This is a genomic window from Haloplanus salinarum (genome assembly GCF_009762275.1).
GTDB classification, from domain to species: Archaea; Halobacteriota; Halobacteria; order Halobacteriales; family Haloferacaceae; genus Haloplanus; species Haloplanus salinarum.
Genome location: NZ_CP034345.1, coordinates 299,042 through 311,737 on the forward strand (window position 1 = coordinate 299,042; position 12,696 = coordinate 311,737).

Consider the following 12,696-nt stretch of genomic DNA (forward strand, 5'->3'; position numbering starts at 1 on the left):
CGCGTTATTTATATCTGGGTGAAAAAGTTCGACGTGCGATGGACGAACAGGATCGGCAGGAGAACGATGGAGGGAGCCGTTCAAGTCGCGCCGACTCCGTCGAAGCCGATCCCGGTGCGTCCCGCGACGGTTCCGAGTCAGACGCGCACACGCCGGACCAAGACGACGGGGCGGACGAGAACCCCGTGTACGGAGAGGGGGCCGAGGGAACACTCCAAGAGTGGACGAGTGCGCTCAACGCGCTCGAACGGGCAAGTGAACTCTTCGTCGGCCTGCCTGACGATGTTGACGACAGTGTTCGGACGTACGTCTCGGAACTGCCACAGTGGTTCCGGGACTCGCAAGCGATCGAGGCCAAGATTCGGGTGGGAGACGACGTGTTCGAAACCGACAGCTTCCGCCCGACACTAGACACCCTGAATGCGAAGGCTCACACACGCATCGGAACAGCCGTCTCGATGACAGTCGTCTCCACGGACCGGCGACCGGGCACGGGCCAGCGAGCGTGGCTCGCAAGCGAACGAGAACTAGCCGAGACGACCATCTCACTCATTACATCCGCCATCGAACGATGGGAGATAGACAGTCTGAAGCGCGTGTCGGACGGCGTTGCCGTGCTTGATGACGACCTCGCGTATAGATACGTGAATCAGCAGGCCGAGCAGCTTCTCGGACGAGACAACGAGGAACTGCGTGGTGAGTCCGTCTGGGAGGTCTTTCCCGAAGCGGCTGACACCATTGCCGAAGAGAAAATCCGGACGGCTCTCGACACGGGGTCATCGACATCCTTTGACCGATACAACACACAGAAGGAACAGTGGGTCGAAGCTAGCGTCCACCCAAGCGACGATGGCGTCATCATCGTCTTCACCGAAATCACCGACTCGAAGGTTGCCGAACGAAAACTGGATCGCGTCTTGGAAACGGTGCCCATCGGCATCGTCCTCCTGACCCCCGAGGGAGAGATTACCCGCGCAAACCCCCGTGCAGAAGCGTTGCTTGGCCTGTCCGAAAGCAGGATGGACGGCGTGGCGTACGATCACCCGGACTGGGATATCTGGGACGAAGCGGGTAATCCGATTCCACGCGAAAACCATCCCGTCATGCACGTCCGCAGAACCGGCGAGACTATCCAGGGGTGCACCCACGGGATCACACTCCCGGACGGCTCCGAACGGTGGCTATCGAGCAACGTTGCTCCAGTCAAGGGTGAAGACGGATCGATCGAGCAAATCATCGTTGCACTGGAAGACGTGACCGTCCACAAACGGCTCGAACAACTCACCGAGACGTTCCAGCCGGTTAGCGAACTACTCAATAGCGCAACTGCTGACGAGGAGATCGAACGACCCATCTGTGAGTTACTGACGGACACGCGCGAATACCAGTACGCACGGATTTACGAGTACACCCCGGAAACGGAACTGACCGAATCGGATCTCGAGGAGGGGTCGGGGGCTGTCGCGGCCAACGAGTCCGTAACTCGTCCGATACAATCGCGGACTGAGGTCGCTCCGGCAGCGGTCGCTGTTGAAACGGCCGAGATACAGGCAGTTCGGAGGAATCAGTCGGACTCGCAGTTCGAGCGATGGCGAGCATACACACTGGAACAAGGGTTCCAGGGTGGCGCTATCGTTCCGCTCGCGCACAGAAGCCGCGTCTACGGGCTGCTCGTCTTGTATACGGACCGTGGAGAGGCGTTCGGGAGCCGCGAGCAGACACTCCTGACGACGCTCGGCGAGCGGATTGGGCAAGTTCTTCACTCACTTGCGACAGAGCGCATTCTCCATGCCGACAACGTGGCCGAGCTCACGTTCGAGAGCACTGACTCGGCGTCGTTTTTCGTCTCCGCTTCCGAACAGCTGGGTTGTACGATCGAGATCAGGGACACGATTCCGGCCTCGGACGAGATGCTCGTCCACTATGTGTCCGTTCAGGATGCTTCGTTGGATGCTCTGGAGGATATCGCGGAGAACGGAGATTGGGCCGCCCAGGTGCGACAGATCCGTCACACTGAGGACCCGCCAGGTGGAGAGGTCGAAATCGGACTGTGCCGGCAATCCTTGGCACAGACACTCGTTACAGAGGGGGCAGTCGTCACGGCGGATACGGTAACTGACGGCCGGGCCGAAGTCATCTGCGAAGTACCACTTGGCAACGATATTGGTTCGCTCGTGACGCGTGTCCAGGAGTCGTTTCCAGACACGACGTTGGTCTCGAAACGTGAATACACTCCCGCTGTGGAGTCGAATACACACACAGTCGGTCGGATGCTGGGAGAAATCTTCGAAACCGAACTCACGGACCGTCAACAACAGGTCCTGCGAGCTGCACTGTACGGTGGGTATTTTCAATCACCGCGACGAAGTACGGCAACCGAGATTGCCAACGCGCTCTCACTGACCCAATCAACCTTCTCCTACCATCTGCGAAACGCACAGCAAACACTTTTCGAGCAACTCTTCGACCGAATACAGCAGTAGTGAATAGCGTCCCGGCCGACATGCGTGATACCCTGAAAAACCAAAGAAACTCTCTTTTCACGATGACGACAAGTACACGTCTAGCTGACTGTTGTCACTGCTACCATCCCCGCCTCGACATTATTACCGCAACCGGAGGCTGACCTTCCAGTGGTGCAGATTCAGATTTGAACGCAGAGGAATGACGGCAAAGTTTGGATTAGCCCGTTGCGGACAGTGCCGCACATCTTTCGATGGACACGAGTCAGAGGCAGGGTGTTCTAGTGACCCCGAGTGACACTTCCCGTCGTGATGTCTTTCGACGAATCGCTCAACGCTCACACGTCAACTGGCCAGCATACGACTCAACCCCACTATACGACCAAAGTTCACTGACAGCGCTCACAGAGGATATTCGGACCGTCTCGGGGATCTGGTTTGAGCACGACGCCCACGACTCGGTTGAGGGGTTCGTCTGTCAGTATCCACTGTCCTATGTGGAGTTCAATTCTCACGACCAGTACTGCGGTCCGACTCGATACGAGATGCCACAGCTCTTCAGAGCGTTCCTGCTGAAAGAAGTGTACGGCTGGGGCCACGAAACCGCGCTCGTCGAGTATCTCCGGCAACACTCAGAAACTCGTTGCTCGCTCGGGTTCGATGCCATTCCCGATCAGTCGACACTCTGGCGCAGTTGGAACAAGCGCTTCAGTGCCGACCTCCGTGAGACAGTCGAGAGAACTGCTAGAACGCTCCTCATCAATGCACAGAACGCCGGTGTTGCGGTTCCTCGTGACCCGGAACCGAAGCTCCAGTACCATAATGACGAGCCTAGTTCGACCGATCCGGACGACCAGACTGTTTTGGAAGAAGCAGCGAAGATCACTGACCACGTCAGCCGCGTCGTCTTTCCGGCGTTCTCGCTGGACCGTGGCAAGGGCTGTGAGATCCACGAGAACGCGTACTGGGACTTACAGACGTATCTCGGACTTCGCGAGCGGTTGGCTGCGAACGAAGGGGCCCGCAGTTTCGTCTACGAGTCGACCCGGGATCGAACACCGCTGGGCCACGCCCACCGTGAGCAGATTCGGGACCTCTCGGTTGAACAGGTGCGAGCGATGTACCAGCAGGCTATCACTCGGCTCCTGAACGAAGTTGCCGAGACAGAGCAGTTCTTTCGAGCCGGAATCGTCGCGATCGACATTACCGAAGCTGACCCGTTCACAGGTAACCGCACGGGCCACGAGGACGAGATCATCGGGACAAAGGAGAAGACCGACGAGTATGCTTACCAGTGGGCGTCCGTCCAGTTAGTCGGCAACGCCGTCCCGCTGGTCCTCGATGCCCGCCCCGTCCGAAAGGGGGAGACACGACTGGAAATCGTCGAGGACTTGCTCGATTCGGCTGAAGAGTTGGTCCACGTCGATAACGTGCTGATGGACAGGGAGTTCGATAGCCAGCACGTCTTGGAGATGATCAGCCAGCGCGGGCTCTCCTACGTCGTTCCCAAGCGGATGCAGACCAGCGAGAAAGCCCAGGCCAAGCGATTGCTTCGACGTGATCAAGACCGCTACGAGACCGACCGGAAACTCCACCTCGGCAAGAACGAGTGGCACGAGACGACGCTGATCTACCGTCGGAAAGAAGACTCCGAGCATGACGACCACCGGCAGTACTCGGTGTTCATGACGAATTGCGGGAGCGGTCACCTCACCGAGTATGGCTACAGGTGGGAAATCGAGAGTGGGTACAAGTCGATCAAGCGGTTCATGGCGGCGACGACATCGAAGGACTTCGGACTCCGCTTCTTCTACTTCGCGTTCGCGTGTCTGCTGTACTCGATCTGGCGGGTAGTTGATCTGCTCGTCCAGGTTGAATTGACCGGGGAATACGAACATACGCCAATCGTGACGGCAGATAATACGCTGACGCTGCTGAAGAAGGAAACTGGAATCGGGTAGTGAGGAACTCTGTTCGGGTTAGCGTGCCGTCTGAGTGGCTACGCTGCTGGAAGTCTCGAAAATTTGCCCATATAGTTGGATGGATGACAAGAATAGCCGCTTGGAGGGCCATCTGGGGCAGTACCCACTGACCGAATCGGTCAAATTCACGCATCACAGCCCTGCTAAACCCACTGTAGTCTCAACTTCCAAAAGCCCAATTTTGGTATAGCGATATAAAATTTATAGAGGCCGAATCTGGACCATTGAGACTGCTAATGCCGGAATTCGCCATTTCGTACGAACGGCAATATGGCCGTGATTACACCAATAATCACGACCACTTTGAAGTACCCCGGCGCCGTCGGTGAAGCACGAATGCTGTAACCGTCTCACGACGCCGATTCCCCCAGGGTAGAGCCGCCAAGACCGAGGTTCGGGATTTCTCTGAGTCTCCTCAGCTGAACTCGGGACGATACCGAGGAAAATTCGATATAGGACTAATGGCCTCAATCTATATTAAGACGCAGCTCGAACGATGTTGTATGACCGAAGATGGATCGAACTCCGAGAGCCTGATGGAACGCCAGACTACGGGTGAAGACCGAGTTCGGATGACCGCCCGGCAGCTGTCGGAGCCGCGGACGGCAAACTGGATCGCCTCCGAAGCGGGCTGGTCACACGAACCAACCAAGCGCGTCCTCGAACGGCTCGTCGACGACGGTATTCTCCACCGTGACGAGAACGGCACCCACACGACGTACTACCCTGATTACCGCCGTCAGGCGATACAGGAGGCGATGCGTCTTCGGGACAGCGGGCACACTGTCGAGGAGCTCACGGACCGTCTCGCCGATATGAAGACGCAGATCCGCGACTGGGAGGACGAATTCGGCGTTGAGTCACCGAACCAGCTTCGCGGGACGCTCGCTGACGAGGCCCTTGACGCTGACGAGGAAGACCGTCGCCGTGAGATTGCCCGTGAGTGGGAGCACCTTCAGCGACGTATCCAGATCGTTGGCTTCGCCATCCGCGAATGGGACTTCCTCGCTCCGACGACAGAACCTGCCGAGGCCAACAGCTAACGGATGTCTGTCCCGCATCCAGGTGGTGATCCGAACGCGAACCTCTATGCGCAGCTAAAGCGGGATGTCCTCGATCGTGTACCACAGATCACGGCGGTCGAGTTCGTTCCGGATGATATCGAGGCCAAGCAGCTGCGAGCGATTTTCGATCCGGGCCGTCTTGCTCCCTCGACAGGCCCTGATTCACCGGAACTCACCATCAAGTGGTGTCGACAGGATCCAGACGATTGGTTCCGTATCAACTACACGGATCCGAACACGGGCTTTCACGCCGGCTGGCACCAGGATGAGCACCATCCCGGTCTCGGACAGGCGCATTTCCAGTACTCAACCGCTAGTACGGAGGACCGCTGGGAGATTACATTCGAGCACGAGACCCCATCCCTGATCCTTTGGGAAGTCATCGAAGAGCTTCTCGAGGACGTCCGTCCGACCTACCAGTACGCGAACGAAGAATCATGACTCCGGGTACACCTCGAAACCGTTCCGATCAGACACTTGCGGGTTCCTTCGAGCGCTACCTCCAGGACAAGGGGAAAGGCCGCGGTGGGGACGGCGGGAACTATCGACGAAACGCTGCGCGTGAGCTTGAGCGGTTCGCCGAGTGGGCCGCCGGCAACCGCGGCGACGACGACTGGACCGGAATCGTCCCCGACGACGTCGACCGTGACCCCACCTTCGAGGACCTCGACGAACGTGTCTTCCGCGAGTACGCCCGCCACCTCGCCGGCGACCGCGGACTCAAGCAGAACACGGTCCGGACCTACTACGCGTACATCTCTGCGTGGTGTGGCTGGTGTGTCAACGAGGGCTATCTCGAAGCCCATTACGCGCAGCGGGCGAGTGCGATGGCGCCGCTGCCGGAGGACGACGGCCGCAAGCCCGGTGACCAGCAGGCTTGGACGTCCGAACAGCGCCACGCCCTCACCCGCTACGTCGACGAACGGGCGCGTGAGGCCATCGAGGGCTACACCACCCTTTCCGACGTGGACCCGCTCGACGAGCAACGAGCCAAGTATACGGCGCTGAAGGCGGCTCGTGACCGGGCTCTGGTGTTCGTCCTCGCGTACACAGCTGTCCGCGTCGGGGAACTACTCCGAGATCCTGACGACCCGCGCCGGCGCGGCGTCCGGTGGGAGAACCTCTCGCTCGAGGACGGAAGCATGGACGTCTATCGGAAGAAACAGCAGTGGGACGCTGCGTCCCTTCCCGATCCTGTTATTGAGCAGCCATCCGTATCGAGGCGAGTCGGAAGGACTCGGTGAAGCTGCCCCCGTGTGCGATATGAATTTGGCGAGAGGGGGTGGACGAACCATCCGAAGAACTCGGGATTCGGGGATGTTCCCCTTCGAAATCCATTCTCCGTTCGACGGGGAACGCCGACTCCCGTTGGTTCGTGACGTTCGACGAGCACCCTCACCCGAAGCCCTCAGCGTCGTCGATACGACGCAGCCCATCGAGGTCCGCCACGAGCGTCGCCACGACGTTCAACACCGGGTACGTCCACGACTGGTCGCGATAGAGATACTCGTACAACCCGTCCGGGGCCGAGCGAAACTGGGCCCGAAGGACTTCCTGACGCTCGCGGGCGACGTCGTCACATCGTCGCCGTAGCTCATCGATCCTCGGGGACGGTGCACTGCCGTCCCGTGGGACGGTGTCGACGACATCGCCGAGCGTCTCTCTGGCAGCGGTCAGCGACTCCATCTCCGTCCGCAGGCGTTCCAAGAACCGCTCACGTTCCGCCCGTGCATCCGTGACCGCATCGTGGAGTTTGGACTTGAAGGCGGGTGAGAAAGGGACACCTCCACGGAGCGCCGTCGCGAGGTCGGCTCCGAGTTCGGTCGCGGCGTTTTCGAACAGGGATTCGTCGTAGACGGCGTCGTAGTGGTCGACACGCATCACCGTCTCGCGGTAGGCCCGTCGCAGGCGCTCGGACGGGTCGACGTCAACGGCGGAACCGACGGACGAGACACCGACGCCTTTCACGGTGGTGCCGGCGTCGTGATCGGGTGCCATCGGCGGCGAGCGAGCTGGACAATCCGCGATCCGATCGGCCAGCGCCGCGAAGGCGTCGCGTTCGGCGGCGACTTCCGACCGCTCGTCGCGGACGACATCCATCGCCGTATCGAGGGGCGCGAGCGTGTGAGTGTGCATCCCTGCGTCGGCGAGATTACAGGACGATGCTCTTGCTGGTGACGAACTCCTCGACGGTGTGACCGAGACCTTCACGGCCGATTCCGGAGTCGCCGACACCGCCGAAGGGGATGTCGCCGAGGCCGTGACTCGGCGCCCCGTTGATGCGGACTGCGCCGGCCTCGACGGCCTCGGCAACCCGCATGGCCCTGTCGTGGTCGTCGGTGAACACCGCGGCGTCGAGTCCGAGGTCGTCCGCGTTCGCGAGGGCAAGCGCCTCGGCCTCCGACTCCACCTCGGCGATGGCGGCGACGGGCCCGAACTGTTCTTCGTGCAGGATGCGGGCGTCCTTCGGGACGTTCGACAGGACGGTCGGATCGAACCACCGACCGTCGCGGTCCCCGCCGGCGACGAGGGTCGCGCCCCGGTCGACCGCGTCGTCGACGAGCTCCGCGACCCACTCGGCTTGCGACTCCGAGATGAGCGGGCCGACGGCGGTGGACTCGTCGAACAGCGGACCGGGTTGCCACTCGTCGAGGCGAGCAACGAGACGGTCGACCAGGTCGTCGTGGACCGCCTCGTGGGCGAGTATCCGTCCGACGGCGGAGCAACGCTGCCCGGCGAACTTGAACGCCCCCTTCGCACAGGCGTCCGCGGTGGCAGCCAGGTCGGCGTCCGGGAAGACGATGGCCGGGGCGTTCCCCCCGAGTTCCATGTGGAGCCTCACGAGGCCGCTCTCGCGCGCGATGTGCTTTCCGGCGTCCGACGACCCCGTCATGGCGATGGCGTCGACCCTGTCGTCGCCCGCGATGTAGTCCCCGATGGTCGACGATCGGCCGGGGACGACGTTGAAGCCACCGTCCGGCACGTCCGTCACCTCGTGGACGAGGCGGGCCAGTATCGCCGAGCAGACCGGCGTCTTCGAGGAGGGCTTGAGGACGACGCTGTTGCCCGCCGCGAGCGCCGGCGCCACCTGGAGCGCCGTCGTCGCCAGGGGGTAGTTGTAGGGGGCGATACAGGCGACGGTGCCGACGGGACGTGGCTGAACGACGGCGTTCCACCCCTCGTGACCGGCCGTCGTCCCCTCCAGATACTCGCCCTGGAGGTCACGTGCCTCGGCGACGGCCCGCCGGAACCGCTCGGCGGCCGCCGCCACCTCGCTCCGGGCGCTAGCAACGGGTTTGCCCGCCTCGTGGACGATAGTCTGCGTCAACGTCTCGGACTCCGCTTCGATCGCTTCCGCGATGGCCTCGAGCCAGCGGGCCCGTTCGACCACGGTGGCGTCGGCCATCGGCTCTTGGGCCCGTTGGGCGGCGGCCAGGGCCCGCTCCGCCTCTCGCTCGGTGGCGGCGGCCACCCGAGCGAACGTCCCACCGTCGGCCAAGTCGTCGACGGTGAGAGACCCTCCCCCGTCGACCCAGTCGCCGTCGATGTAGAGCGCGTGGTCGTAGCTCGTCGTCGTCGCTGTCATGCCACCACCTACCAGGCCCAGTGAAATAAAATTTACTCTGATGTGAAAACCAATTTCTCGAGGTGCATCGAACGCGGACGGCCGGCGTGTGGGACATAGTCTCTTATGCGAGGGCGTCGAACCGGGCGGGTATGCCATCGGACGAACTCCGGTCGTCGCTGACCAGCCTCGACGACCGCTTCGATTTCGGCGAGTACGAAATCGAGACCTACTTGGCGGTGCTGGAACACGGGAAGCTCTCGGCGGGGGAGATCGCCGACCTGACGGACGTCCCCCAATCCCGCGTCTACGACACCGCCCGGGCACTGGCCGAGGACGGGCTCGTCGAGATTCACGAGACCCGGCCGATGCAGGTCGTTGCCGTCGACCCGACGGAGTCCCTAGCCGGGTTTCGGTCGGCGCTCGACGACCTCATCTCGGCCCTGCAGCGCCAGTACACCGAACCGGCACGGGATACGGAGGCGATCAGCCTGGTCAAGTCCAAATCGACCATCCTCCGGTATCTCTCCGAGATCCTCGAATCCGCGGAGTACGAACTCTTAGCGTCGCTGTCGCCGGAACTCGTCGGGCAGTTCGAGACGACCCTCCGCGAGCAACGCGAGGCCGGTATCGCCACCGAACTCCTCGTCTCCCCCGCGTCGGACGTGCCGGACCCGTCGGAGTTTCCCTACACCGAACTCGCGTCGACGACCCGCGAGCGCCGGGGTGTGACGACGCCCATCGTCGCCGTCGCGGACGGGGAGCGATCGGTGTACACGACCCGCGAAGCCCTAGCCGACGACGGCGACCGGTACGGAATCATCTTCAACCGCTCGGATCTCGGGTTTCTCGTCTCCGCGTTCCTCGAAACGGTCATCTGGACGTCGGGGCGGCCGCTCGCGACGGCGAACACGACCACGGAGTTCCCCCGGCAGTACGGAACGATCCGCCGGTGTGTCGAGGATCTGCAGGCCGCGGACGGCGGCGACTTATACGCGGCCGTCTGGGGACGAGACGTCGTAACCGGTGACGATCGGAGGGTCACCGGGCGCGTGGTGGAGGTGACACTCGAAGGCGGATACGAGCGTGCGGCGTTGACCGTCGACGCCGGGGACGAACTGATCGAAGTCGGCGGCCGTGCGGCAGCCCTCGAGGACGTCGAGGCCGAGGAGATACACGTCGGCCGGACGCCCTTCGACGACTGGTCCGACTGGTGATCGATCGTCCGTCGCGGCGCGCCCCCTCCGGGCGACCGATCGACGAACCTCGGCTGGCGTCCTCGCACGGGGGGCGCGTCGACGGAGGCAGACTTTTGCGCTCGCGCTCGTACGGCCGGCATGACCGATCCCGGACTCCTGGTCGCTGGGGAAACGCTCGTCGACTTCCTGCCTCGTGGAGGCGGATCGCTCGCGGACGCCGAAACGCTCGACAGACGGGCCGGCGGCGCCCCGGCCAACGTCGCCGTCGGGTTGGCACGGCTCGGTTACGCGCCCTGGTTCTGGACCCGCGTTGGCACCGACCCGTTCGGCGACTTCCTCGTCGAAACGCTCGAGGACCACGGCGTCCCGCTCCGGTTCGTCGAACGGGATCCGACGGCGAAGACGACGCTCGCGTTCGTCGACGACGGGGCGGGGGAGGCGGCCTTTTCCTTCTACCGGGACGGGACCGCCGACACCCGCCTCGAACCCGACGGCGTCCCCGAGGAGACCGTACGGGCCGTCGACGCCGTCTACGTCGGGAGCGTCACCCTGGCGAGCGAGCCGTCCCGGACCGCGACGGTGGATTTGGTCGAACGGGCGCACGCGGCCGGACGGACTGTCGTCCTCGACCTCAACTTCCGGCCGGAACTGTGGACCGACGGTGCGTTCGAGCGGGTCGTGACCGACCTCCTCGCGGACGTCGACGTGGTGACGGCGGCGCGGGAGGACCTGCGGACGCTCTCGTTCGTCGATACGACGGCCGACCCCGAGACGTTGGCCGCCACGCTTTGCGAGCGGGGACCGTCGACTGCCTTCCTCACCCTCGGCGAAGCGGGGGCGTCCGCGCTGGCACGGTCGGGCGCCCCGTTCGCGGCGGGGACCGCGACCCACGACGGATACGACGTCGACGCCGTGGACACGACCGGGGCGGGCGACGCCTTCACCGCCGGGATGCTCGCGTCGCTGGCCGAGGGGACGCGTGACCTGTCCGCGACGCTGTCCTTCGCCAACGCCGTCGCGGCGGCGTCGACGACGGCGACGGGCGCGATGGCCGCCCTTCCGACGCGGACCGACGTCCGGTCGGTCGGGGGCGACGGGACGTGACCTGTCAGTTGCCGCTCGTCTGTCCGTAGTTCCGGAACCGGCGGGTGAGGGTGTCTATCTCCTCGTCGGGGAGCAGCGTCGGTTCGCCGATGTTCCGTGCCTGGTAGTGGATCCGTGCACAGTACTCCACCATCAGCGACGTCTCGAAGGCCGCCTCGGGGGACTCGCCGACGGCGATTGTCCCGTGGTTTCGCAACAGGCAGGCGTCGTACTCGTCGCCGAGCGTCTCGACCGCGAGGCGGCCGAGTTCCGCGGTTCCCGGACGGTCGTAGCCCGCGACGGGCACCTCGTCGCCCGCGAAGGCGATGAGATAGTGCGACGCCGGGATGGGTTCGTCGAGGCTGGCGAAGGTCGTCGCGTACGGCGAGTGGGTGTGGACGATCCCACCGACGTCGTCGCGCTCGCGGTAGATCATCGTATGCATCGGCGTCTCGCTCGACGCCGCGAGTTCGCCCGCGACCTGTTCGCCCTCCAAGTCGACGATCGGGACCGTCTCGGGGGTGACCTCGCCGTAGGGGACCCCCGAGGGGTTGATCGCCACCCTGTCGCCGTCGCGGGCGCTGACGTTGCCGCCGGTGCCCTTCGTGAGACCCTGTTCGAGCAGCTCGACGCCGAGGGTGGAGACCGCTTCGCGCCCGTCGGCCAACTCGTCGGCATCGGGGGCGGGAGCGACGGGGTCGACGTCGTCCTGGCTGCTCTGGCCGTAGCTCTCGAACATCCCACGGAGGCGACCGATCTCCTCGTCGGGGAGCAGCGTCGGTTCGCCGATGTTCCGCGCCTGGTAGTGGATCCGCGCGCAGTACTCCACCATCAGTGCGCGCTCGAACGCCGCCTCGACGGTGTCGCCGACGGCGATGGTGCCGTGGTTTCGCAACAGGCAGGCGTCGTACTCGTCGCCGAGGGCATCGATGGCCAACTCGGCGAGGTCGGCGGTTCCGTAGGTGGCGTACCCCGAGACGGGGATCTCGTCGCCGACGAAGGCGATGAGGTAATGCGACGGGCGAACGGGCTCGTCGAGGCTGGCGAAGGTCGTCGCGTACGGCGAGTGGGTGTGAACGACGGCACCCACGTCCTCGCGTTCGCGCAGGATCGTCGCGTGCATCCGGCGTTCGCTGGAGGGGACGCGGTCCCCCGAGACGTGGTCGCCCTGTAGGTCGACCGTCGGGACGTCCTCGGGATCGATCTCGTCGTACGGCATCCCGGAGGGGCTGATGGCGATCGTATCCCCCTCGCGGGCGCTGATGTTCCCGCCGGTACCTTTCGTGAGACCCTGTTCGAGCATCCGTCGCCCGAACACACTTATCGCGCGTCGCTTTGCGT

Annotated in this window: 9 protein-coding genes and 1 pseudogene; 7 read left to right on the forward strand and 3 right to left on the reverse strand. The window is 63.5% G+C overall.

What is annotated here, in order from left to right; all coding sequences use genetic code 11:
* Positions 1–38: 38 nt before the first annotated feature.
* The 5 genes and pseudogenes from EI982_RS02745 to EI982_RS02765 all read left to right on the forward strand — a co-directional run.
* Positions 39–2,483, forward strand: a complete 2,445-nt coding sequence (locus EI982_RS02745; protein ID WP_157688025.1) for a PAS domain-containing protein — start codon at positions 39–41, stop codon at positions 2,481–2,483.
* 233 nt (positions 2,484–2,716) lie between these two features.
* The gene (locus tag EI982_RS02750) at positions 2,717–4,423 is read left to right on the forward strand and encodes a transposase (RefSeq protein WP_157688026.1); all 1,707 of its coding nucleotides are present in this window, start codon (positions 2,717–2,719) and stop codon (positions 4,421–4,423) included.
* Positions 4,424–4,905: 482 nt separating this feature from the next.
* Positions 4,906–5,487 (forward strand): DUF7342 family protein, encoded by a 582-nt coding sequence (locus tag EI982_RS02755; RefSeq protein WP_157688027.1) that lies wholly within the window; start codon positions 4,906–4,908, stop codon positions 5,485–5,487.
* 3 nt (positions 5,488–5,490) lie between these two features.
* Positions 5,491–5,949: a hypothetical protein gene (locus EI982_RS02760; protein WP_157688028.1), complete on the forward strand. Its 459-nt coding sequence runs from the start codon at positions 5,491–5,493 to the stop codon at positions 5,947–5,949.
* A pseudogene (locus EI982_RS02765) lies at positions 5,946–6,710 on the forward strand (phage integrase SAM-like domain-containing protein); the annotation flags it as partial. The gene EI982_RS02760 and the pseudogene EI982_RS02765, both read left to right, overlap by 4 nt.
* Before the next feature lie 193 nt (positions 6,711–6,903).
* On the opposite strand, the gene EI982_RS02770 reads toward EI982_RS02765, so the two are convergent.
* On the reverse strand, positions 6,904–7,644 hold the full coding sequence (locus EI982_RS02770; protein ID WP_157688029.1) for a DUF7260 family protein: 741 nt from the start codon (positions 7,642–7,644) through the stop codon (positions 6,904–6,906).
* 16 nt (positions 7,645–7,660) lie between these two features.
* A complete protein-coding gene (locus EI982_RS02775; RefSeq protein WP_157688030.1) occupies positions 7,661–9,094 on the reverse strand; it encodes an aldehyde dehydrogenase family protein in 1,434 nt (477 codons plus the stop codon).
* A 131-nt stretch (positions 9,095–9,225) separates the two neighbouring features.
* Here EI982_RS02775 and trmB point away from each other — a divergent pair, with 131 nt between their 5' ends.
* On the forward strand, positions 9,226–10,290 hold the full coding sequence (gene trmB, locus EI982_RS02780) for an HTH-type sugar sensing transcriptional regulator TrmB (protein ID WP_157688031.1): 1,065 nt from the start codon (positions 9,226–9,228) through the stop codon (positions 10,288–10,290).
* A gap of 120 nt (positions 10,291–10,410) precedes the next feature.
* The gene (locus EI982_RS02785; protein WP_157688032.1) at positions 10,411–11,376 is read left to right on the forward strand and encodes a carbohydrate kinase family protein; all 966 of its coding nucleotides are present in this window, start codon (positions 10,411–10,413) and stop codon (positions 11,374–11,376) included.
* Between the two features lie 4 nt (positions 11,377–11,380).
* On the opposite strand, the gene EI982_RS02790 is transcribed toward EI982_RS02785, so the two are convergent.
* Entirely contained in the window at positions 11,381–12,658 is a 1,278-nt protein-coding gene (locus EI982_RS02790) for a class II aldolase/adducin family protein (protein WP_157688033.1), read from the reverse strand.
* Positions 12,659–12,696 lie beyond the last annotated feature (38 nt).